Annotated in this window: 18 protein-coding genes; 2 read left to right on the top strand and 16 right to left on the bottom strand. The window is 30.1% G+C overall.

Going from position 1 to position 24,423, the window contains the following annotated elements; translation table 11 throughout:
• Nucleotides 1-43: 43 nt before the first annotated feature.
• Both B3N22_RS01020 and B3N22_RS01015 read right to left on the bottom strand, forming a co-directional pair.
• Complete coding sequence (locus B3N22_RS01020) at nt 44-7,090, bottom strand: S8 family peptidase (RefSeq protein WP_286904189.1); 7,047 nt, start codon at nt 7,088-7,090, stop codon at nt 44-46.
• Complete coding sequence (locus B3N22_RS01015; protein ID WP_286904187.1) at nt 7,090-8,850, bottom strand: S8 family peptidase; 1,761 nt, start codon at nt 8,848-8,850, stop codon at nt 7,090-7,092. The genes B3N22_RS01020 and B3N22_RS01015 overlap by 1 nt, the downstream gene beginning before the upstream one ends.
• Nucleotides 8,851-9,058: 208 nt before the next feature.
• Here B3N22_RS01015 and B3N22_RS01010 point away from each other — a divergent pair, with 208 nt between their 5' ends.
• Nucleotides 9,059-9,538 (top strand): GNAT family N-acetyltransferase, encoded by a 480-nt coding sequence (locus B3N22_RS01010; RefSeq protein ID WP_286904183.1) that lies wholly within the window; start codon nt 9,059-9,061, stop codon nt 9,536-9,538.
• 56 nt (nt 9,539-9,594) lie between these two features.
• Here the strand turns inward: B3N22_RS01010 and B3N22_RS01005 are convergent, their stop codons facing one another.
• The 8 genes from B3N22_RS01005 to B3N22_RS00970 all read right to left on the bottom strand — a co-directional run bounded on the left by B3N22_RS01005 (nt 9,595) and on the right by B3N22_RS00970 (nt 16,079).
• The gene (locus B3N22_RS01005) at nt 9,595-10,398 is read right to left on the bottom strand and encodes a hypothetical protein (protein WP_286904181.1); all 804 of its coding nucleotides are present in this window, start codon (nt 10,396-10,398) and stop codon (nt 9,595-9,597) included.
• Between the two features lie 32 nt (nt 10,399-10,430).
• Entirely contained in the window at nt 10,431-11,213 is a 783-nt protein-coding gene (locus B3N22_RS01000; RefSeq protein ID WP_286904179.1) for an alpha/beta hydrolase, read from the bottom strand.
• Nucleotides 11,214-11,393: 180 nt separating this feature from the next.
• Entirely contained in the window at nt 11,394-12,068 is a 675-nt protein-coding gene (locus tag B3N22_RS00995) for an ABC transporter permease (protein ID WP_286904177.1), read from the bottom strand.
• Entirely contained in the window at nt 12,061-12,984 is a 924-nt protein-coding gene (locus tag B3N22_RS00990) for an ABC transporter ATP-binding protein (RefSeq protein ID WP_286904175.1), read from the bottom strand. Before B3N22_RS00990 ends, B3N22_RS00995 begins: the two co-directional genes overlap by 8 nt.
• Before the next feature lie 134 nt (nt 12,985-13,118).
• Nucleotides 13,119-14,054, bottom strand: a complete 936-nt coding sequence (locus B3N22_RS00985) for a sensor histidine kinase (protein ID WP_286904173.1) — start codon at nt 14,052-14,054, stop codon at nt 13,119-13,121.
• A gap of 1 nt (nt 14,055) precedes the next feature.
• Nucleotides 14,056-14,745 (bottom strand): response regulator transcription factor, encoded by a 690-nt coding sequence (locus tag B3N22_RS00980; RefSeq protein WP_286904171.1) that lies wholly within the window; start codon nt 14,743-14,745, stop codon nt 14,056-14,058.
• Nucleotides 14,738-15,145 (bottom strand): hypothetical protein, encoded by a 408-nt coding sequence (locus tag B3N22_RS00975; RefSeq protein ID WP_286904169.1) that lies wholly within the window; start codon nt 15,143-15,145, stop codon nt 14,738-14,740. Before B3N22_RS00975 ends, B3N22_RS00980 begins: the two co-directional genes overlap by 8 nt.
• Before the next feature lie 145 nt (nt 15,146-15,290).
• Nucleotides 15,291-16,079 carry a histidinol-phosphatase HisJ family protein gene (locus B3N22_RS00970; protein ID WP_286904168.1) on the bottom strand — a complete coding sequence of 263 codons (789 nt, stop codon included), beginning with the start codon at nt 16,077-16,079 and terminating at the stop codon, nt 15,291-15,293.
• Nucleotides 16,080-16,280: 201 nt separating this feature from the next.
• On the opposite strand from B3N22_RS00970, the gene B3N22_RS00965 reads away from it, so the two are divergent.
• Nucleotides 16,281-16,832, top strand: coding sequence for a hypothetical protein (locus tag B3N22_RS00965; protein WP_286904166.1), 552 nt, complete (start codon nt 16,281-16,283; stop codon nt 16,830-16,832).
• A gap of 84 nt (nt 16,833-16,916) precedes the next feature.
• On the opposite strand, the gene queG is transcribed toward B3N22_RS00965, so the two are convergent.
• From queG to B3N22_RS00935, 6 genes are all read right to left on the bottom strand, one after another.
• Nucleotides 16,917-17,810 carry a tRNA epoxyqueuosine(34) reductase QueG gene (queG, locus tag B3N22_RS00960; protein ID WP_286904164.1) on the bottom strand — a complete coding sequence of 298 codons (894 nt, stop codon included), beginning with the start codon at nt 17,808-17,810 and terminating at the stop codon, nt 16,917-16,919.
• 115 nt (nt 17,811-17,925) lie between these two features.
• Nucleotides 17,926-18,690, bottom strand: a complete 765-nt coding sequence (locus B3N22_RS00955; protein ID WP_286904162.1) for an ABC transporter ATP-binding protein — start codon at nt 18,688-18,690, stop codon at nt 17,926-17,928.
• A 12-nt stretch (nt 18,691-18,702) separates the two neighbouring features.
• Complete coding sequence (locus B3N22_RS00950) at nt 18,703-19,971, bottom strand: FtsX-like permease family protein (protein WP_286904160.1); 1,269 nt, start codon at nt 19,969-19,971, stop codon at nt 18,703-18,705.
• A gap of 321 nt (nt 19,972-20,292) precedes the next feature.
• Nucleotides 20,293-22,566: an ABC transporter permease gene (locus B3N22_RS00945; protein ID WP_286904158.1), complete on the bottom strand. Its 2,274-nt coding sequence runs from the start codon at nt 22,564-22,566 to the stop codon at nt 20,293-20,295.
• On the bottom strand, nt 22,566-23,270 hold the full coding sequence (locus B3N22_RS00940; RefSeq protein ID WP_286904156.1) for an ABC transporter ATP-binding protein: 705 nt from the start codon (nt 23,268-23,270) through the stop codon (nt 22,566-22,568). The genes B3N22_RS00945 and B3N22_RS00940 overlap by 1 nt, the downstream gene beginning before the upstream one ends.
• A 56-nt stretch (nt 23,271-23,326) precedes the next feature.
• On the bottom strand, nt 23,327-23,914 hold the full coding sequence (locus tag B3N22_RS00935; RefSeq protein ID WP_286904154.1) for a TetR/AcrR family transcriptional regulator: 588 nt from the start codon (nt 23,912-23,914) through the stop codon (nt 23,327-23,329).
• Between the last annotated feature and the right edge of the window lie 509 nt (nt 23,915-24,423).

Here is a 24,423-nt window from a genome sequence, read left to right as displayed (position 1 = left end):
GGAACAAATATTCTTAAGTTCTATTTGTTCCTTTTTATGATTTTTACATAGAATCTCGCTCTTTAGGTAGCCTAATAAATAGATTTTTAAGATAATACTCTCTACTATTACCTTCTAAAATTTCCTCTTCAGGACTACTTCTTATTGCCTCAAAAGCCATTCTAAAATCTAACATTCCATATCCCCAATTAGGGTTTGGATAAATATCACCCGGTCTTTTATTGGTTCCTCTTATTAAATAGGTTTTAACCTTTGAAGCATACATATTTGGATCATTATTATTTACTATTCCCCACTGAAGTACTAATGCACTACATCCTGCCGTTATTGCTCCAGCTACACTTGATCCAGATACAACTTGAGTTCCTCCACCAACAGAAGTAACTATTTGATTCACTCCCCCTGCTGCTATATCAGGTTTCACAATATTATTTCTTGTATATCCTTTACCCGAGGTTGGTACAATACTATTATTGTTTTGATTGTAATAACCTACGCTTATAGCTCTTTCAGATGTTGATGGTATTGTTAATGTAGTGTTGCTTGTCGGGTTAAGAAACGCTGTTCCTGGTGCTATTAACTCTCGTTGTAATAACCAAGAGTCGTATCTACCTACTGTAATTAATTCACCTATTAGAATAAATTGCCATATACCTTCTTTAATGTTTTCTGCAAAAATAACTATTTTCTGATCTCCAGTAATTTCTTCTGGTATTAAAAATGATATATACATCCTAGTTTTTTCGTATACAAAGTTTATATCAGCATCTTCCTTAAATTTAGGGACTATTTTTTTTATAATCTCTCCTGTAGGTGATATTATTGAAAGCGAAACCTTATCAGGTTTTGTCACCCATATCTCAAATCTAATATCTTTTTGCCTTGGTCCTATTTTTAGCTCTATTGTTTTTGAATCCCCAACAAACTCTATCATTCCTGATGTATGGGTGTCTGTATTTCCTTGATTTCCTGTTGGTACTACAACTACTATTCCCTTACGATTTGATATCTCATCTATATATCTTTCTAAAAAAGTAGTTCCATTATGAGCTCCCGTATTTGTTCCTAAAGGAACATATATAACCATAGGTCTATTTAATTTCAAAGCTAACTCATACAAATATCTGACTGCAAAAAATACTCCAGTTCCTCTATAACTAGGAACATCTCCATATATGCCAATAAACTCCCTTCCCTTTTTACTACTCATTCTTGGCTTTACAACTGCTATATTACTTCCTGGTGATACTCCTTGAAGTTCTGGAATTGTACCTCTTCCTATAAGTATACTTGCCATATGAGTACCATGCCCAACTTCATCTTTAGACGGAACTATTGAGTATGGATCTCCTCCACTTGCTTTCAATTGTATTGCCCTATCTATTTCTTCTTTACTATATTCTACACCACCTACAAGTTCTGGATTTATTATAGATGGAACTATTGCTTGATCCCATATAGTCAGAATTTTAGAGGTTCCATCCTCATTAATAAACTGTTCATTTAAATAATCAATCCCTGTATCCACAAGTCCTATAACTACCCCTGTACCATCTAATGCAAAATTTGAGCTATTTATAAATGATGGAGCTTGAGAAGCTTCTACTGGTGATATATCACTTAAGGTATATGCTTCTACTGGATCATTATATATTATTTGTGGTATTGATTTTATAAAAGCATCTGAGTTTTCAATTGGAATTGCAATAGCTGCTCTTCTATTATCTAATATATACAACCCGGTATTAGGGTATTTTGCCATAGCACTTCTAATATCCCCTTGATACTCAATTAATACCCCTCTATGGGTATCTTGGTTAAAATAATTTATGTTTTGAATGTTTACTAGCTCTCTATTTTCGTAAACCAGCCCTCTTATATTATCAAAAACACCCTTCATATTTAACATCCCATAACCCCATTCAGGATTTGGATATATATCTCCAGGTCTTTTACTAGTTCCCCTTATTAAGTATGTTTTAACTTTGGTTGCATACAAGGTTATATCATTTTGATCTACAATACCCCACTCCATTATTAAGGCACAGCATCCAGCTAAAACAGCTCCTGCCACACTAGAACCGGATACTAGCTTAGTTCCTTCATTAACATCTGTAGTTATCTGATTAATCCCTCCAGCTGCTATATCTGGTTTTATTAAATTTTTTCGTGTATATCCTCTACCAGATTCAGGTACTATAGAGTTATTATTTTGATTATAAAAAGCTACACTTATAGCTCCAGATGATGTTGATGGAGCAGTTAGAGTAATCTGTGGATCTGGATTAAGAAATCTAGTATCTTCAGCTAGTAATTCTTTTTGTAGTATCCACGAATCATATCTTCCAACTACAATTAACTCTCCAGTTAATTGAAACTTCCAAATACCAGGTTTCATTTTTCTACATACTATAGTTATTCTTTGATCTCCTGTGATTTCCTCTGGTATTGAATATTCAACAATCATATTAGTTTCTTCATAAACAAAGTTAACCTCTGTAAAACCTTTAAGTTTTGGTGGAACTCTTTGTATAACTTCTCCTGATGGTGAAGTTATTGATATCGAAACCTTATCTGGCTTTGATATCCATATTTCAAAACGTATATTTGACTGATTCCTTCCAACTCTTAGTTCTATAATACCAACATCTCCAACCCCTTTTATAAGACCGGATGTATGTGTGTTAGTATTTCCTTGATTTCCACTAGGTACTACTACTGTTATCCCATTATATGAAGATATCTCATCTATATATCTATCTGTAAATCCATCTCCGTTATGAGGTCCATTATTAGTACCAAGTGGAAGAAATATTACCATTGGCCTGTTTAATGATAATGAAAGCTCATATAAGTGTCTTATTGCCATAAAGAGTGTAGTACTTCTAAACACTGGCGCATTACCATATATTCCATAATAATCTTTAACTATATTCGATGCTTCCTTAAGTTTAACTATTGCTAAATCACATTTAGGTGCTACTCCTCTAAATACAGGTGTTGTCCCTTTTGCAGCTATTATTCCAGCCATATTTGTTCCATGACCAAGTTCATCTTTAGATGGAACTATTGCATAAGGATCTCTTCCATTAGCACTTTCATTTATTGCTCTATTTATTTGTTCTTGACTATATATAGTACCTTGAATTAATCCTGTGGTCTCTTGATTACTTTCTATAGTTTGATCCCAAATTGACAATATTCTACTAGTTCCATCATCATTCATAAATTCTTTATTTAAATAATCTATTCCCGTATCTATTATTCCTACTGTAACCCCTCTTCCATCTAAAGGTAGATATATGTTATTGTAAAACAAGTTTGCCCCGGAGGCTTCTATAGGAGAAATATCACAGAGTGTAAATACTGCTCCTGAATCTATAACAATTACTTCGGGAATAGATGAAATTATATCTATAGCTTTAACAAAAGACTCTTCTATAGCTATTATAGCTCTAGTATCATCTATTACATAAGCATAGGTATTAGGAAATCTTTTTACAGCCTCAACTATATCTCCATTGTACTCAACCAAATAATTCCTTCCTTTTTCCTCTAGAAATTTATTTTCTGATGGTTTTGGAGAAATTTCTCTATAACTTTTATTCTCTAGACTTCTTATATTGTCAAAAACCTTTTTCATATCAATAGTTCCATATCCCCACTCAGGATTAGGATATACATCTCCTGGCCTTTTATCTGTTCCTCTAACTAAATAAGTTTTCATCTTGGTTGCATACATTCCTGTATCATTACCCTTTACTATACCCCACTCCATTATAAGAGCCGCACATCCAGCTATAATTGCTGCTGCTACACTGGATCCGCTTACAAGAACATTTGTACCTTCAAGACCAGTAGTTAATGCATTTATTCCTCCTGCTGCAAGATCTGGTTTTATTCTTCCATCACTACTAAAGCCACGTCCTGAACTTTCTACTATGGTATCATAATTCTGATCATAATAACTTACAGAAATAGCTTCTAAAGATGTTGAAGGTAGTGTTAGTGTCGTATAGTGATTAGGCTTAATAAACATAGTCCTAGGTGCTAATAGCTCTTTTTGTAATAGCCACGCATTATATTGTCCTGTTGACACAAAATCTCCAATAAGTCTAAAAATCCAAATACCTTCTCTTATATTACGTGCAAGTATAACTATCTTTTCATCCCCAGTTTTTTCTTCTGGAATGAAGTAAGTTATTGACATCTGTGTCTTCTCATATATAAAGTTTATCTGTGTTGCTTCGTTGAGTTTAGGCGGTACTCTTTCTACGATTTCTCCTGAAGGTGAAACCACAGATAATGCAAATTTATCTGGCTTAGATACCCATATTTCTAATCTTATATCTTTTTGATTTTTATCAACTTGTAATTCAATATTATCTATTCCACCTTGATTTCGTATTACCCCAGATGTATGCGTAAAAGCTTCTCCTTCATTACCTGTCGGAACTACAAATGTTATTTCACGACTTTTAGAAATTCTATCTATATACCTCTCAGTTGATGAAAATCCATTATGAGCCCCCATGGTCGAGCCTAATGGCAGTAATATTATCATAGGTTTTGCTATATTTAAGCTTAATTCATATAAATAATTAATAGCTAAAATAATATCAATACTATAGAATACAGGTCTATTCCCGTATACTCCATAATAATCTCTAAGTCCTTGACTTCCCTCCTTTAATTTAACAATTGCAAACTCACATTTTGGAGCCACTCCTATAATATCTGGATTAACCCCTCTTGCCCCAACAATTCCAGCCATGCTTGTGCCATGACCTATTGTATCTCTTGACGGAACAACAGCATATGGATCTCTATCTTGCTTCATTTCCTCTATAGCTTTATTTATGTCTGCTCTTATAAATTCACTTCCTATTGGATGTCCTACTATTTTTCTTCCACCTTCTTCAGTTTGGTCAAAAATAGAAATAATTCTTGTATTCCCCGCCTCATTAATAAACTCTTCGTTTAAATAATCTATTCCTGTATCAATTATACCAACTACGACTTGTGATCCACTTAAAGATAAAAAATTGTTTTGTGCATTTGTATCTTGGAACATAATTGCCCCTGAAGCTTGAAGTGGAGAAATATCACACAATGTATATATTGCGCCTGGTGATACATAGGTTATCCTATTTCTTAAGGAAGCTATAGCATCATCAATTGACATTACCGTTGTTTGTATTAGTGCTCTCTCGTTATCTATAATTTGAACATTTACGCCATTAAGTTTGTTAGCCTCTCCAACTATATCTCCCTGATATTCAACTAAAGCATATTCTATATTTTGTCTAGACATTTCATTTAAATTTTCTCTTCCCCTTGATGCACCTAAAAGCCTTAATGAATCATAAGTACATATAGTACCATATCCCCAACTAGGATCTGGATAGACTATCTCTTTTCTTTCTCTTTTTGATCCTTTGGATAAATAATATTTGAGCCTATCTCCAAATAAAAACGGATCGTTTCCCCTTACAATTCCCCATTCTAGAAGCAGTGCACATATTCCTGCTACATGAGGTGCTGCCATTGAAGTTCCAGACTTAGTTTCAAAACTCCCTCCTGAAACCGTTGATAATATCTCATCACCTGGAGCAACAAGATCAGGTTTATTAAAAGATCCTACCTCAATTTTTCCTCTTCCTGAAAATGGTGAAATAGAATTAGTTAAGTAATTATAGCTACCAACAGATATTACACTTTGTACTGTTGCAGGTATACCTAAAGTGTTGTATACACTTGGATTTAGGAATTTCGTCTTTGTATTTAAAGCTTCTGATATAGGAAGCCATATGTTGTAAACCCCTCTATACTCATTTAATAACTGTAAGTTTATACTCCACTGACCACTTGGAACATAGTCTGCTGAAGGGACTATGCTTACAATTATTTCTCCATTTATGTCAAAAGGTTTAGGACCAGTATTATAAATAATACACCTATCCTTACCTATACTCATTTCTTTATATCCTTCATTTAAAACTATATTTCCTGTTCTTTCTCCTAGTGGATTTGTTATTTGTATAGATAATTCACTTAAAAGAGGCTTGTATAACTGTAAAGATACTGATGTTTCTGCTTCTGAAATACTTAATATAATATTATTAGTATTCTCTAATAATCCTTGAGTATGATGTGCAGCATCACCTTCATTTCCAGCAGCTACAACTATAGCTACCCTTTCAAGCTTGCATATAGTCTCTATATATTGTTCTAATAAACTAGTTCCATTATGTGCACCATCATTAGTGCTTAGACTTATATTTATAACACTTGGTCTATTTAATTCTTTTGCTCTATCTACAATAAACTTTATTCCTCTCATTATCTGTGTACTTAAGGCATAGTTTAAAAGTCCACCCCTTGCTGTTTTAACCATTATTATTGAACTTTTATAAGCAACTCCATAGTTAATCCTAGGAACTCTTCCACCTGCACAAGCTATTCCAGCAACATGTGTTCCATGATTTAAAGGATCTCTTACATTTACTACTGAATATGGATTTTGTGCTCTTATAGCTTCATTTATTTGTGAACTATTATATACTCTTCTATCCTCACCCAAATCATAAATATAATCTATTCTAGTATTTCCATTTTCATCTCTAAATGCAGGATGAGTATAATCTATTCCAGTATCTATAAATCCAACTATAACACCTTCACCTGAAAGTCCATAGCTTTCCCATGCACTTAAAACACAGCAAGCTCTATTACTATAATAGTCAGATGTAAATAACACCTTAGGAAGCTCAACATACTGAACTCCTTCAAGTTCTGATAATCTTCTAATATCTGATGCTTTAACAGTTACTATTCCAAAACCAAAACCTAAATTTTCAAACACTCCACCTATCTTTGCAGTTGAACTTACAATTTGCTCTAAATTATCTCCAAATAATACTATAACTTCAACATTCCCTTGGTTTATTTTTTCATTTTCTGATAGAGCAACCACTTTATATATTAACTGTCCCGGAACATTGTTTAACAAATTTAATCCACTATCAAACTTATTTGTTTCTATAATAAACACCTCTAAATCATTGCTATTTGACTTATAAAATTTCATTAGGGAAGTCTTACAAATAAACTTCCTACATAATATCCATCTCTATCTTTTCTTTTTCTATTTTCAGAATCTAGAAACCTAATATTATCGAATACCCCCTTTAAATTGAGCATCCCATACCCCCATTCCCTATTAGGATATGTATCACCTAACCTTTTTTCTGTTCCTCTTATTAAATAAGTTTTAAGTTTTGGTGAATATAAAGATGGGTCATTACCCTCAACTATACCCCATTCATATATTAGGCTACAACATCCTGCTGTAACTGCCGCCGCCACACTTGTACCAGTAATGGTTTGAGTTCCACCTCCTACAGATGTAACTAACGCATTTACCCCTCCTGCTGCTATATCAGGTTTTATCTTTCCATCTCTTGTATAACCTCTCCCAGATAACCCAACTACAGAGTTATTACTTTGATTATAAGCTGCCACTGTTATTGTTTGAGTGGCTGTTGATGGCGTTGACAATGTTACATATGGATTTGGTTTTAAAAACTTAGTTTCTGGTGCTAATAACTGCCTAGAAACTAAATAAGCATCATATCTTCCAGTTACAACCAATTCCCCTAAAAGTCTAAACTTCCATATACCTTCTTTAATATTTGTAGCTTTTATAATTATTCTCTCATCTCCTGTTTGCCTCTCTGGTAAAAGGTATTCAATAATCATCCTAGTACCTTCATACAAAAAACTAACCTCTGTCTGTCTATTAGGAATAGGAGGAACCCTTGATATTATTTCACCTGTTGGAGATACTATTGATAAAGTAAATTTGTCTGGATTTTTGACCCAAACCTCCATCCATATATTTCTTTGATTGTTGTCTATTTTCAATTCTATTTCTGATACATCGCCTACATTTTTTAATTCACCAGAAGCATGGTTTTCACCATCTCCTTGATTTCCTGTAGGGGTGACAAATGTTATTCCTCTAGTTGCAGAAATTTCATCCATAAACCTTTCAGTTGTACTTAACCCATCTTTAGGTCCAGTATTAGATCCTAATGGTATTAAAATCACCATTGGCATATTATATCTAACTGCCACTTCGTATAAATATCTCATTCCAAGTATCAACGCTACTGTAGTGTACACTGGGCTATCTCCAACAATTGCATACTCACTTTTCGTACGCTCGTCAGCTATAGCTAACTTAACTATTGCAAAATAACATTTAGGTGCAACGCCTATAATTTCTGGATTAACTCCTCTAGCTCCTGCAATACTTGCCATATAAGTACCATGTCCCTGATCATCTCTAAATGGGACTACTGAATATGGATCTAACCCTTGATTTTTTGCCTTTATTGCATTATTAATATCCTCACTTGAATAGTCTCTTCTGCCACCTTGATCTAGCATCGCTAATATCCTTGTAGTTCCATCTTCATTTTTAAATTCTTCATTTAAATAGTCTATTCCAGAATCTAAAATTCCTATAATAGTCCCCGTTCCATCTAATTGAAGATATGGACTTGTATGAAATAAGTCAGCTCCAGCAGCATTTCCAGGTGATGTCTCACAAGGAGAATATAATGCATTAAGCTCTACATTAGAAACATATACTCCAAGTCCTTTTATGACTTCTGTCAGGTTTCCCAAAACCACCAATACAGCACGACTTCTATCTACAATTATTAATCTTGCATTCGGGAATTTATTCATCTGACTTTCTATATTGCCTTGGTACTCAATCAAAATATAATTAGCATCATTCCAATTAAAATTGGGATCTAGAGCCTCTATACTTGGTAGCATTATTCATCACCTCTAAAACTTAGTAATACTATAAAATATTCATTTTTTTTAATTATTACTACAATAATAATTAAATTTATATTTTTATATTATTAAGAATAAAATTCAGAATTAATATTTTAGGTTATTAATTTTAGCTTTACTCTTAAATTTTATAATGTTATAATCTCAGTAATTATAGTAAATCAAGGAGGATTTATAGGATAAGATGTCAAGCATTATAACTTTAGATTTTTATAAAGAAAAACACCTTCCAGAACTACTAAAGTTCTGCCTTCCCCCAGAACAAGAAGTTTTTACCGCGCTTCCTAAAGATGTGCTTCATCTTTGCTTATCAGATAGACACAGGTTTCCTATTGTTGTATTACTCGATGATGTGGTTGTTGGTTTTTTTATTCTTCATTACGGTAGAGATATAATGGAATTTATACATAATCCTAATGCAATTTTATTACGTTCTTTTTCAATTAATTATAGGTTTCAAAAAAACGGATATGCAAAACAAACTTTAAAACTTATTCTTGAATTTATAAAAAATAACTTTTCAGGCATAAATCAACTAATCTTGGCTGTAAATGAAAAAAATATTCCTGCACAAAACCTATATTTACGTTGTGGATACACTGATACTTCAATAAAAAAAATAGGACCTAAGGGTCCTCAACTTATATTTCAACACTCTATTTAAAATAAGATGCTGAGCCTTTACTCAGCATCTTATTTTTTCTTAATTTATTTTAATGTTTAAATCTTCAGTTTTAAAAGAATTATACTTATCACATATGTAATTAAAGAAAGAACAACTGCTAAAATTAATATAGAAGTCATTAAAATGTTATATTTTATAATAATTACTTCAGATATTAAGTTTGAAAATCCTATTGCATTAAGTATAAGTAATAAGAGAAATATAACACCTAATCCCTTTGAAGCTCCTTTTACATCTGCCTTACTTAAGGATATATGAGAAGCTATACAAATTGATAGAAATAAAAATAAATAGAAATATGGATTTTTAAAGTTTTCTATAAGAAAAATATTTTTTAAAAAACTTTTATATGAAAGAAGTATCTTATAAAAAACTTCTTTATTTAATACTTCAAACTTTAATCCTTCTTCAAGTATTTCAATTAATTTAAAATAGGATGTAGGAATACTAAATCTCATTAAAGCTATAATTGATATAGTTCCTCCAAACATAGGTGCAATTCCTATAAAAAAGTTGCCTATCTCATGATATAAATTATTTTTTCTATAACTATGTTTTACATATCCCATGGTTCCATTTGCATCTGGTTTTTGAAAGAGTTTTATCTCAGTTATTTTATGACCAAAAAGTAAAGCTATTAATCCATGACTTAATTCATGGATAGGTACTCCTATAAAACCTGTAATCATAAGTGACTTACTTCCAAATCTTCTTTGCAAACTTTTAAGTGAATTATTTCTTAATACTCCTAAAATAAACCCTATTACAATTATAACTGCTGTCAAATATACTGTTTCTAATATTGTTTTTGTTATTACATCTATAATAATATTACTCATCAAATCACCTTTTAATTAATGCTCCATCCTATTTATAAATTAAGCCACTCTATTGCCTTTTTAATATAAGTATCCCAAAAATCCCATTCATGTCCTCCTGGTCCTTCTTCGTAAGTGGATGAAATTCCTTTTTCTTCTAGATACTTTTTAAATCTAACATTTGATTCATATAAAAAGTCCTCTGTTCCTATAGCTTGATATATTCCTGGAAGTTTAAAACCGTTTTTAGTCAGATTTTCTATAAGCGAATATATTTTATATGGATTAACCTTTTCAGGATTCTCTCCAAACATTGCCTTTAACTTAATAAAAGGAGGTTCCTTTGAAAAATCAACGCTTTCCAAAGCATCAACAGCTCCTGATAAACAAACAGCTGACGCAAACTTATCTGGATTTCTAAGTGCTATCATAAGTGCACCATATCCCCCCATTGATAAGCCACCAATAAAATTATCTTCCTTTTTATCTGACAAAGGGAATGTCATTCTAACAAATCTTGGAAGTTCCTCAGTAATAAATGTGTAGTAGTTATGCCCGTATTCTGTATCTACATAAAAGCTATTTTGAACTGAAGTCATTACTAATGCTAGATCTTTCTCTTCAGCATATCTTTCTACATTAGAGTGTCTAGTCCAGCAACTATAATCATCAAACATTCCATGTAACAAATATAAGGTTTTAAACTTTTTAAATTTATAAACTTCATCTAGAGTTTTCTCATATTTATTCATATCAAATAATGTTGGAATTACTACTCTTACATTTACTTTTGTATTTAGTACATATGAGTGAAAATTGCAATCTATCAATGCCATATTTAATACTTCCTTTCATATCATAAAATTAATTTATACCTATTATTATATCAGTAGCTGAATCTAAAACCCAAATTTTTCTTTTAAAGTTTCTATTAATAATCATTTTGCGACTCGTAATGAATATAGTATAAAATTGTAAGATAAACACCACCTTGATTTATTTCAAGGTGGTGTTTATTAGTTTAATAAATCAGCATTTTCAACATTTCTTATAGATAGATATGAAGCTATTATTCCTATAACACCCATAGCACTCGTAATTATTATTGATTCTTGAGCACCGTTGCCTAGTATGCTAAGTACTATAACTGATGTTACTATAGTAGCTACTGTACTCTTTTTCTTCATACCTACGAACATTGGGATTAAACTAATAAAAGAAAAGATTAAAGAAAAAATTAAAGTATTAACTAACCCTTTAGAAATTATCTCTAATGTCAATCTTTCGTCAAAAATATAAATAAATTTATTCATAATATATATACATATATTTACGAATATGCTAGATAAAAACATACTTAAAAAGGAAAAACTTAATATTAAAATCACTTTCGATACCATTATCTTCATCCTTTTTATTGGGTACATAAACATAATATTTATAGTTTTATTTGTATATTCGCTAATCATAACTCTAGATATTATTACAGCAGTAAAAACTAAAAATACTGCCCTTACCATTAACCCATCAAATTCAAACATAGTATTATAGTCATATATAGGTAAATCTCCTTCAGTTTTAGCTAGATAAACAGTAATCATTAATAATGCCACTAATATTATATTGGTTATAACTACTGATTTAACACTTATTTTTGCCTTTTTATATTCAAGCTTTATTAAATTAAGCACTTCTTTCACCATCCTTTAATAATTTTAAGAAATGATCTTCTAAAGAATTATTTTTTTTGTTTATTGCTTCTATATTAACATCATTTAGAATTAAAGCCTTTGATATCTCATTTTGGCTTAATCCTAAATCATATATTCTTATGAGTGTATTTTCTTCAACTCTTATATTGGTTATATTTAAGTTGTTTTCTAAAACAAAAGCAGCTTTAGAACAATCCTTAGTTACAATTTCTATATACTCACTCTTTTCCCCTCTAATCTCTTCCATAGAAACTTCTTCAACCAATCTTCCATTATTTATTACTGCAATAGTGTCTGCTATTTGTTCTATTTCACTTAAGATATGGCTTGAAATTAAAATAGTCATTCCATATTCTTTATTTAACATTCTAAGTAAATTTCTCATGTCCTTTATACCAATAGGATCAAGTCCATTAATAGGTTCATCTAATATTAATAACTCCGGTTTAGTTAATATAGCCCTTGCTATTCCTAACCTCTGTTTCATTCCTAATGAATAATCCTTAACTGCTTTATTTTCAATGTCCTTTAAATCTACTAAATCTAGTGCTTTATCAATAGCTTCTTTATTATGATATCCCATATACTCACAATGAAGTTCAAGATTATCTCTTCCAGTTACCTTGTCATAAAATACTGGGTACTCAATTATAGTTCCCATTCTTTTTAACACTTCATATGATGTGTTTGTGAGCTTTTCTCCGAAGATTTCTATTTCTCCTTCAGTTGGTTTAACTAAGTTAGTAATAAGCTTCATTATTGTAGTTTTTCCTGCTCCATTTGGTCCTAGAAATCCATATATCTCACCTTTTTTAATGTTCATATTAACATTTGAAACAACATTTTTGTCCTTAAATGTTTTTGTTAAGTTTGTAGTTTTTAATATATATTTCAATGCTCTCACTCCTTTTATTACCTTATCTCTAAGTTTATTCTAAATCTTCAACTTCTCTTTTTTATTAATCAAATCTTACAAAATACTTAAGTTTAAAAACCAAGATGCTATAATTTCATACATCTTGGTTTCATTTAATAGTCTATTCTTTTTAACTTAACTGTAAATGTTGTTGTTTTATAAGGTATACTTTTTAAAAATATTTCACCATTCATCTTTTCAACTAATCTTTTGGTTATTGTAAGACCTAGTCCACTGCCCTGAAAAATCCTATTTCTTGAGTCCTCTAATGTATACATTCTTTCAAAAACCCTATCTATTTTATCTTCTTCTATTCCTCTTCCTTTATCTATCACATGTATATAAATAGATTTCTCATTTTCTTCTATACTTAATCCTATAAATTTGCCATCTGTTCCATATTTAACAGAATTAGAAAGTAAATTATTTAAAATTCTATCAAGTGCTTCTTCATTTCCAAAGGCATATAAATCTTTTTCTGGAATATTAATATCTACCTCAAATCCTTTAGAATTTAATATATCATAAAAGTTCAGTATATTTTTTCTGCATACCTCATTTATATTTATTCTAGTCAGAGAAATATCCTTATCCCCTGATTCTAATTTAGCTAAATCAAAAAACTTATTTATTAAATCAATTACCTCAATAGTTTTGTCATGCACTTTCTCTAAAAGAACTTCTTTCTCATCATTATGCATATTTTTATCTAAATTTATAGTCTCTATATAACCTAAAACTACAGTAAGTGGAGTTTTTAAATCATGAGAAATATTTGAAAGCATTTTTCTCATAGAATCTTCTTTTTTTCTATATTCAGCTAAAATCTTTTGATTATTTTCTAAAAGTTTATTGATTTCTAATAATAAGTCTTTTAAAACCTTATCATCAGTTACAACCAGTACCTTCTCTTCGTTATTATCATTTACTATTTGTTTTAATTTTCTCTTTATATATACTAAGTTTTCATATCTAACTTTTTGCGAAAAATACTGATACAAGATAATACAGATTAATATAGCTATTACAATCCATAAAATAATAAGCAAATTAGTTTACCTCCAGCTTATACCCAATTCCCCACAAGGTTTTTATATATTCAGGCTTTGAAGGATCATCTTCAATCTTCTCTCTAAGTCTTCTCATGTGTACATTTATAACGTTTTCATCTCCATAATATTCTTCTTTCCATGCAAAACTGTAAATTTGAGCTTTTGTGAAAACTCTATTAGGATTCTTTACAAACAACTTTAATATATCAAATTCTTTTGATGTAAGTTGAATATTTTGTCCCTTTTTACTAACCAAAAAGCTATCTAAATCTATAGTTATATCTTTGATTTTAATTATATTGTCTTCTTTGTTAGTGGAATATTTAGTAGCTCTTCTAATAGCAGCCTTTATTCTTGCTGATATTTCTATCATTGAAAAAGGTTTAGCTATGTAGTCATCTGCCCCAAGCTCTAGTCCTACAGCCTTCTCCACATCACTACCTTTAGCTGACATTATTAATATAGGAACTGAACTTTTATTCCTTATTATTTTCATAGTATCAAGTCCATCTAGTTTAGGTAACATTAGGTCTAATATTATTAAATCAAAATCATCATTAAGAAATTTTACAACTCCTTCTTCTCCATCAAAAGCAGTTGTAACACTAAAACCATCTTTTATTAGATAATTTTTTACCATATCACTTATAGCTACATCATCTTCAATTATTAAAATATTATTATTCATCCTTATCATCTTCCTTAATTTTAGTTATAAAAGGTAAGTCAAAAAGAGAAATTCCTAATGAAAATATAATTGACACCGGTATGCTTGTACTTAATCTTAAACCCTTGGCTTTAGTAAAATAATATAGGATAAAATCCAAAATAACTATTAGGATAAAAAATACTATAAACTTAAATCCCCTATCTTTCATATTTTTAGAATCTAACTTTATTAATTTTAATATGGAGTCTACTAATAGATACAAATATACAATCACTAATAGAAAAATGTTTCCTACTACTAACCCTATAGTGAAATCTCCAACTATATTTTTAAAAACGATAACTAATGAAGCTATTGTCCAAATAAATAATACTGTTATCATTGCTAGTTTAATATGTATAGATTTTAAATTCTTCATTTTGCCTTCCTCACTTGCTTCTTTTATGTAAATTATACCACCTGCCCCTTCTGATTCCAATAAATAAAATAGGGTGTTTTACACATTTATAGTATACACCCTACGCTCTTAGAGTATTTTAATGAATCTACTGAAAAAATAGATTCTACAGTGGTATAGGTATTACTTTTCTTTTATCATAAGTAGCTATATATTTAAAATTTATTTCCTTAAGAAACTCATATACGTACTCTATCCCTTCCCCTACTCTATCAGCGCTATGTGCATCTGATCCAACAGTTATTATTTCTCCACCTAATTCTTTATATCTTTTAACTATATCTAGTTTAGGCATGAAATCATTGCGTGTTTTTAGTATAGATGTGTTAATTTCAATACCTTTTCCTTTTTCTATAACCTTTTTTAATAAATTATCTATTAAATCTAAATAATCTAAATAATTGTATCTAGAATATTTATTCCAAGCATATCGTTGAACTAAGTCCATATGGCCCAACACATCATATTCGCTTGTATTTGCAAGTTCATACATTTCTAAAAAATAGCTTTTGTACACTTCATCAATATCTTTTTCTTCTATATGATTAATTACACCTATATTATCTATTCTATGAAGGGAACCTATTATAAAATCTATAGGTTTTCCTTTTAAATAATCATCTATCTCTTTAATTCTTAAATGTCCTTCTCCTATTTCTAAGCCAAGTTTAATTTTTATATCATTATTTGTTGAATTATACTTTGAAATCTCTTGCTCATATCCCTCAAAGTCTAGGAATCCATAACTAACATTGCCTTCTATCATGCTTAAATGTTCTGTTAGACATATTTCTTTAATTTGTTTATCTTTTGCTTTTAAAATTATATTTTTAATATCCTCTTTAGAATCAAAAGAAAATTTTGAGTGTAGATGGTAATCATTATACTTATACATATATTGCTCCTCTTATTATTAAACTATTTATTAAGTTATTACTTTTTTATTATAAACTTAATTGAATTTCTGTTAAAGTGATGATTTTGAATATTTGTTAAAATTGTTTCAATTCTATTAACATTCTTATTGACAAAAAAATAACGGCACTGTAATATATAAATGAAAACGTAATACCAATTTAGAGGGGGACAAACTACTATGAAAAAATTTTTAGGAATCGTATTATCATTAGGTCTTGTTTTAGGACTAGCTGGATGTGGAAACAAAACAGAACCTACATCAACTTCTCCAGTTGACACAAGCAACATAAAAATGGGTAAAGTTGAATACGCTGCTCACGGAACTAAATGTTTCACAATTGCAGTAGCTACAGTATCTGGTGATACAATCGTTGGTGCTTATTTAGATGATTATCAATTTATGAGCACAGATGTAGCAAAAGGCGTACCTAATGCAGACAAAGATTTTGGTAAAGGTTTTGCTGATCCAAAAAATGTATTAGCTTCAAAGAAAGCTAATACTGAATACTACAATAAAAATATGAAAGAAAAAGGTAATGCTACAACTCCTGTTGAAGATTCTTTAGCAGCAATCGAAAAATATGTAACTGGTAAAACTGTTGCTGATTTAGAAAAAGTATTAAAAGATACTAGCAATGAAAAGATGGTTGATACAGTAAGTGGTGCTACATTAGTTGATACTAAAGGTTATGTTTCAGCTCTTGTTGAAGCTGCAAAAGCTGCAAAATAATTAATTTAATTAATAGGGGTATTAATTAGAAATACAAATCCAAATTAAGAAACACTCTGATTTTATATCAGAGTGTTTTATATTTTAATTTTTATTAATTATTTCACAATTTCTTTCCAGTATTTTTCTACCTCTCCAGCCAAAGGCTTTATGTTTATATCTTCTTGTAAACTCTTTGTTAGACATTTTGCTTATTTCTTCACAATCTATCTTATATTTTAAATCCATCCTAAACTCTTCTAATATAGTTTCCTCAATTCCTTTATTATGAGGGCATACATTTTGACAAACATCACATCCCCATATCAATGGTGTTTTTTTTATAATTTCTTCCTCTTCTTTAGTAAGCTCTTCTTTTTTTTGAGTTAAATATGACTTGCATTTGAGTGGGTTTATTGTGAAATCTCCTTGAATACATTGTCCAGGGCAAGCCTTCATACACCTTAAGCATTGAACACAAGTTTTTTCGATAGGTTTATCAGTTTCAAAAGGATAATTATTTAATATGTAACCAATAAATACATAACTTCCATACTTATCTGTTATTATATGATTGTTTATTCCCCAAAACCCTAGTCCTGCCTTATGAGCTAAGTATCTATCGCTTAAAGGCCCAATATCTGCAAACTCCTTATAATGAAAACCCTCAATATTTTCACTTAAAAATTCTCCTATTTTTTTAAGCTTATCTTTAGCTACTACATGATAATCTAACCCATAAGAATATTTAGAAATATTACTTTCTGCACTTTCCCCAATATAATATGGAAATAGACATACTATAACTGATTTTACTGTTTCTAAGGTTAGTCTTGGATCTACCCTTTTTTCTATATCCAATTCTTCAAAACCTGTTAAGTATCCTCTTTCTATCTGCTTTTCCCATCTTTCTTTAAAGTCATAATATGGTCCTGGTGGAGCTATTCCTACACATTCTATATCTATCGATTTGCAAAAATCTATTAAGGCTTTCTTCATTGTAATTAAGCTCCTTTATAATAATTTATCTAAAATAATCCTTTTTCCTATTCTATCATAGATTAAACAAAAATATCCCTTAGTTTTAATTATACTCTAAACTAAGGGATATTCGTTAAAATGCTTCAAATAATGACTGTGACTCTCTAGACGTAGTATCAACAATTTTATAGAAAAATTCCTTTTGGGTTAAAGACTTCCTTTCAATCTCTTCATCAATTTTTCCATCTCTTAAGAAAACTAATTTTTTAGAGTAACTTGCTATCATAGAATCGTGGGTAACCATAAGAATTGCAATTCCATCTTTTTCATTTCTTTCTTGCAAAATCTTAAGTAATTCATGAGAACTTTTGGTATCCAAGCTTCCTGTAGGTTCATCTGCAACTATCATTTTAGGATTTGTAACTAATGCCCTGCAAATAGCAGCTCTTTGTTTTTGTCCACCAGAGCACTCTGATGGAAACTTATCTAAAAGGTTATTTATATTAAGATCCTTAGAAATAGCTTCAACTTTTTTATTTATATATTCTTTATCTTTATTAGCTAGCACCAAGGGAACTCCTATATTCTCTCTTATAGTAAGTGAATCTATTAAATTAAATTCTTGAAATACAAAACCTATATTTTCATATCTTAACCTGCTTATTTCTTTTTCTGACATAATAGTAACATTTTTATCATTTATTTTTACCTCTCCACCATTAGGTCTGTCAATAGTAGCTAATATGTTTAGAAATGTAGATTTGCCTGTTCCTGATGGTCCCATAATACATACAAAATCACTTTCATTGACAGTTAAACTAACTCCATTTAATGCTTTTACTTTTGCTTTGTCCCCGTAAACTTTTATAATATTTTTAGCCTCTATTATTTTTTTCATTATAACTGCCTCCTATAAATAACTGGTTATTAACCTTCTATACACAAAATACGATATTATTCCTATAATTAAAAAGGTTAATAGATAAACTCCCAAAAATGCTAAAGATAAAGTCATAGATATGATTCCTATATTCTTAAATAATATTAAGTAAATAACTATATGAAATAATGGAATACCTATTACCATGTAATAAAATATCTTCACTTCATGAAATATTACTTTTTTTATTTGACTTATAGTATACCCTATCAATTTTAACTGCTTAAATGCATATCTTCTATTACTTACCTCAATCATAAGCTTATACAAAATAGTTATTGCCATTAAAATGATAATAGTAATATAGGAGCATATACTTACTATTTTAATACTATCCGAATGACTATATAATCCAGATAAAGCTATAAGAGTAATTGTAGAAACAGAAATTATCACAACTAAAAAATCTAATTTTCTTAAAGAATAATGTAGATTACTAAAGGATATTAACTTTACTTTATCATTTATGTATTTATTCTTTTTAAGCTTTAAAATAATATCTGGCAAAAAATATCTAATTACTCCCTGTGTTCCATATATTGAAAATATTATATTTATAAAAATCAAGGCAGCTGGATCTAACTTTTTGGGATTTATAAATATTGTGACTATAGGTATTAAGTAGATAATTAAATATACAAATTTAGGAGTTTTCACTATCCTATCATCAGGCTTATACACTTGTCTATTTTCCTTCATTAATTCAGTAATTTCCTTACTTGAAACATACATAAAATCTCCATAACTTACACAAAAAAATTGTACCATTATAACTGCAAATGTTCCCCAGATACCTTCAGTAGATAAATCTAAAATACTTCCGCTTATTCCAAGTCCTCTAAACATAATATATAAAAATAAAGGGCTAATAATTATTCCTAAAATATAACCGAATATACTTCCAAGTCCTATAATAATAAAGTTTTGGAAAAACAGTAATGCTGATATTTTATAATAATTAGCTCCACTTAAAATAGATGTGGCAATTTCTTTACTTTTACTCATAATAAAATAAGAATTTGAGAAAAAAGTAAATAAAATTACTATTGATATTATTGAAAATATTATGGTGGATGATACTTCTGCTTCGTTTTTTCCTAATGCAACAAAACTTTCATTTGTCACTATATTAAATGCATTAAAAATAATCCCAACAGAAAAAGCTATGGATAGACAATAGAAAATACATTGTTTTAAATCTGACTTCAATAAATTTATGGTTAATTTATAAACTCCCATTATTCCTACCTCTAAATTCAATTTATTATTACATGGTTTATAGTTTAATTGATTTAACGGGTGAATTGTTAACCTTTTCAAAATAAGAAAATACTTATTTTTTATTGACAAATTTCTTCCTATATGTCCATTAATTAAATTCGTAAAAGAATTTCGTAACTACTATAAATATTTTTTTCCTCTACCTTTTGTAAACGCATGTGAGAATAAGTCCATCTACTTATCTTCAATTAATCTAATTCTCACATGCGCTGAATTGTTCTTCTTATTTTTTATGAATAGTTAAGTTATTTACGAGTTACAAAAAGACATCAAAAGAATTTACTCTACACCCTTAAGTGAGCTTACCATATCGATATCTTTTATCTTTCTTGAAAACATTAGATTTACAATTATTGAAAGCCCCAAGGTTATAATAATGCTATAAATAATACTTGATGTATTTATCACTACCATCATATCAAAATCATCTCCTAAAAAAGAACACATATATTCAATAAGCGCCTTTCCTATAGGTGCTCCTATTATCATACCTAAAATAGTTAAAATTATCGTTTGAGTCAATAATAATTTGGCTATTTTTATTCTTTTAAAACCTATAACCTTAAGAGTTGCAAGTTCCCTTTCTCTCTCTACAAAAGATATAACCCCCAAATTATATAAAACAACTATTGCTAGAAGGGCCGCTGCAAAAATGCATATATAAACTAATGTGTTCATTGCTTCGCTTAAAGTATCATAACTTTCTATAAGCTGCTCTCTTGTCCACTTCGAATTTACTCCTTTTAAGTCCTCACTAACTTTTTCTGAAGTTATAACTGAGGTTGCCTTATAATCATATCCAAGCTTGTCGTATTCATCCTTAGATATTACTACCCCTTGTGAAATAGGAACTCTATAAATTTCACTTACTTTTGAATATACCCACTTATCTTCTCCATAAATATGCCACTCAACTTTATCTCCAATTTTTACACCAAGTAAGTTTGCAAGTTTATAACTTATTGATATCCCGTTTTTAGGTAAATCTATAAACCTTCTAAATTTATCCGTATATTTTATAAGAGTTGTATCATCGGTTACAAGCATGGTTCCACTCTTTTTTACTCCATTTACTTTAACCTCAATAGCTCCCTCCATTAAAACTTCTCCATTTGTATTATCAATTATATTTTTTAGTTCTTGTTCGTTTATATTTTCTTCAAGCTCCAATTTACTATCAAATCTATATATATCCCTATACTGCCAATTACTCATATCGTCTAAGCTGTTTTGTAGCCCAAATGCACAAACTAATAACGCCATACATCCCATTACTCCAACTATACCCATTATAGATCTTATTTTACTTCTAGATATGTCTCTAAGGTTCCACTGAGCATTAAAACCGAGTTTATTCCATATCTTAGTCTTGCTTATAATATTTTGCTTCATAATTTTAGGTGCCTTAGGTCTTAAAGTTTCTGAAGGACTATCCTTTAATACATTCATACAGGTTAAATAAGTTGCTATAACACATAAAATTACTGAAATCAATGCTACCACTCCAAAACTCAAGGATATTCCTGGCTTCCATTCTGGAAGTGTATAAGTGGTTTTTAGAGATTTATAAAAAAGAAATGGTAAGCTTATTGGCCCTAATATAACTCCTAAGGCTGCGCCTAAAAGAGGTAACCAAAATCCGTAAGAAATATAATGAAAAAGGATCTGTCTTCTTTTAAAACCCAGAGCTTTTAGAGTTCCTATTTGTGTTCTCTGAGAATTCACCAATCTTGACATTGTAGTCACAATAGTTAAAACTGCTATTCCTAAAAATACTATTGGGAATACTTGTCCCATGGCTTTGTGTTGTTGAATCTCCTCATCAAACATAGTAAAACTCGGAAAATTCTCTCTTGATATAATAACACTATATTTCCCATTTAATGTTTTATCTATCTCATCCTCAAGTGCGGAATAATTCTTATTCTCACTGGTAACCAATAAATCTGTATATACAATATTAAATCCAGCTGGTAGTGATTTATATGATAGATATGCAAAACCATAGTTATTATGATTTGGTACCATGTCATTAGCTTTTGTAAAATAAACATACTCTGGATTATATATAGTACCCTTAATCTTTTCAGTTATGGAGGCTCCATAATAACTAACCTTTATTTCATCTCCAATCTTTAACTTTTTTTCCTTAGCAAAACTATAATCTAACCAAATCCCCTTTTTATCTACTGAGAATTCTTCACCTTCAACAAGAAAATTTTTAGATATTTTATCTTCATCTAAAAAATTAAGTTTTAAACTTGGATTATTATCAAAATCCCCTATCCCTTCAATGCTCATCCTACCTTGAGCTTCTTTAACATCTACAAGTTTTTCAATTTTCTCTATATCTTCTTTAGAAAATCCTTTGCTGTAAATCCAAATATCAGATAAATTAGTATCTGTGTAATATTTATCTACTATCTTTTTTAATCCATGCCAATCCCCACCTACACCACTATAGATATAAACGCCTAAGAAAGCCATTAGAAAAATAGAAATAAACTGTGTTTTATGCTGCCTCATATCCCTAAGCATTTTACGAAATAACATTACCAATTCACCTCACTTATTTTTTTAGGTGAGGTGTTAATAATAATTTCTTGTAGTTTCCCATTTTTAACTCTTATGACTTTATCCGCAGCCTCAGCAAGAATTCCGTTGTGAGTTACTATTATAACCGTCTTTTTATTTTCTCTACACATTTTTTGAAGTAAAGATAAAATCATAACCCCTGTCTCAGAATCTAATGCACCTGTTGGCTCATCACATAATAACATTGTAGGATTTTTACACAAGGCTCTAGCTATTGATACTCTTTGCTGCTCCCCTCCTGATAATTGTGACGGGAATTTATTCACATGATCTATCAGTCCTATTGACTTCAATATTTCTTTTCCATCTAAAGGGTCCTTTACAACTTCTTTTATAAGGGACACATTTTCTAATGCAGTTAGTGTTGGTATTAGATTATAAAACTGAAATACAAATCCAACATTTTCACCTCTAAACTCTGTCATTTCATTATCAGAATAACCTTCTATATTTTTGCCATTTACTATAATTTCTCCACTAGTTACGTAATCCATTCCCCCAAGTAAATTTAGTATAGTTGATTTACCTGCTCCACTTGGTCCAAGTATTACGACAAATTCCCCCTCATCAATAGTAAAATTAACGTTGTCAGCCACCATCATTTTTTTATTACCAACCTCATAAATTTTGGATACATTTTTAAATTCAACAATTGGTTTCATATAATCCTCCTTCTTATTATGTATTATTTTCTAAGCATATTATTTTGGGTACCTTGCTATCTTTTTAGCATATTCTCGCATGCACCTTTTACTAAAATCCAAAGAACTTCATCAAAATCATCCCCTATTTCTTTTCTCTTAGAAGCTATTAAGATCAAAGCCCTTACTACAGCAGAAGCCACTTCATAAGAAACAGAAAAGTTAAAATTAGTAAGCTCCATAAGTTCTTTTATATGAAAATCATCACTATGGTAGTGTTTTTCTTTAACTTCTTTAGGGATTTTTCTAAGTAAAAACTCTATTTCATTTTCTAAAAAATACATAAGATTATTTTCAGCCATACTTTTAAGAGCTGTCATAAAAGCCTTTGCCAATCTATCACTTTCCTCTTCACCCTCACTCTCAATAAGAGCTCTTGCAGCATTTGTATAAATTTCTTCATGCAAATCCTCCATCATCTCAAAAAACAATAGTTCTTTACTGTCATAAAAAATATAAAATGCACCTTTAGATATCCCTACCTCTTTTGCTAATTCATCGACAGTAGTTTTCTTCATTCCATATTTTGAAGCACATTCCCGTGCAGCTAGCTTAAGTTTATTTTTTATTATATCTTTTTCCTCATCTGTAAAAGCTTTCGCCATACAACCACCGTCCTATGACCATTCTATTCTTCATGGTCATAGGATACCATTAATATCCTTTTCCTGTCAATAAAAAATTTCTACACAACAAAAAACAGGTGGTTAATCACCACCTGCAAATAATGTACGTATACACGTTAATACTTCTTATAAATTTCTTTTACACTCACTTTAGAATCTATATAAAGCCCTAGATTTACATTAGTCTCATTAAATTCCTTTTAACTTCTGCTCTATATAGACTTCTTCCCAAGTCTCATTAAATTCCTTTTCATTAAACATAGTAGGATTAGACTGGCGCTGAAAGACGCGCCTACCGAATAAAGGTGCACCTCTGCCCTGTAGGAGATTCCTCAGGAATTCTCCATTAGATTCCTTTTAACTTCTGCCCTGTAGAGACTTCTTCCCAGGTCTCATTAAATTCCTTTTCATTCAACATAGTAGGATTAGAATGAAGCTGAGAACCGCTTCTACCGAATAGGAGTGCAGACATTCAGACATTCAGACAT

The organism is Clostridium sp. UBA1652, from assembly GCF_002320975.1.
GTDB classification, from domain to species: Bacteria; Bacillota; Clostridia; order Clostridiales; family Clostridiaceae; genus Clostridium_T; species Clostridium_T intestinale.
The sequence above is the reverse complement of the archived record's forward strand: the minus strand, read 5'-3'. Positions and strand labels throughout refer to the sequence as shown.

What these genes read in the sequence shown, in the direction of transcription:
- B3N22_RS01020 (WP_286904189.1), bottom strand. Translation starts at nt 7,090, where the DNA reads ATGAAATTTTATAAGTCAAATAGCAATGATTTAGAGGTGTTTATTATA.
- B3N22_RS01015 (WP_286904187.1), bottom strand. Translation starts at nt 8,850, where the DNA reads ATGCTACCAAGTATAGAGGCTCTAGATCCCAATTTTAATTGGAATGAT.
- B3N22_RS01010 (WP_286904183.1), top strand. Translation starts at nt 9,059, where the DNA reads ATGTCAAGCATTATAACTTTAGATTTTTATAAAGAAAAACACCTTCCA.
- B3N22_RS01005 (WP_286904181.1), bottom strand. Translation starts at nt 10,398, where the DNA reads ATGAGTAATATTATTATAGATGTAATAACAAAAACAATATTAGAAACA.
- B3N22_RS01000 (WP_286904179.1), bottom strand. Translation starts at nt 11,213, where the DNA reads ATGGCATTGATAGATTGCAATTTTCACTCATATGTACTAAATACAAAA.
- B3N22_RS00980 (WP_286904171.1), bottom strand. Translation starts at nt 14,745, where the DNA reads ATGAATAATAATATTTTAATAATTGAAGATGATGTAGCTATAAGTGAT.
- B3N22_RS00975 (WP_286904169.1), bottom strand. Translation starts at nt 15,145, where the DNA reads ATGAAGAATTTAAAATCTATACATATTAAACTAGCAATGATAACAGTA.
- B3N22_RS00970 (WP_286904168.1), bottom strand. Translation starts at nt 16,079, where the DNA reads ATGTATAAGTATAATGATTACCATCTACACTCAAAATTTTCTTTTGAT.
- B3N22_RS00965 (WP_286904166.1), top strand. Translation starts at nt 16,281, where the DNA reads ATGAAAAAATTTTTAGGAATCGTATTATCATTAGGTCTTGTTTTAGGA.
- queG (WP_286904164.1), bottom strand. Translation starts at nt 17,810, where the DNA reads ATGAAGAAAGCCTTAATAGATTTTTGCAAATCGATAGATATAGAATGT.
- B3N22_RS00955 (WP_286904162.1), bottom strand. Translation starts at nt 18,690, where the DNA reads ATGAAAAAAATAATAGAGGCTAAAAATATTATAAAAGTTTACGGGGAC.
- B3N22_RS00950 (WP_286904160.1), bottom strand. Translation starts at nt 19,971, where the DNA reads ATGGGAGTTTATAAATTAACCATAAATTTATTGAAGTCAGATTTAAAA.
- B3N22_RS00945 (WP_286904158.1), bottom strand. Translation starts at nt 22,566, where the DNA reads ATGTTATTTCGTAAAATGCTTAGGGATATGAGGCAGCATAAAACACAG.
- B3N22_RS00940 (WP_286904156.1), bottom strand. Translation starts at nt 23,270, where the DNA reads ATGAAACCAATTGTTGAATTTAAAAATGTATCCAAAATTTATGAGGTT.
- B3N22_RS00935 (WP_286904154.1), bottom strand. Translation starts at nt 23,914, where the DNA reads ATGGCGAAAGCTTTTACAGATGAGGAAAAAGATATAATAAAAAATAAA.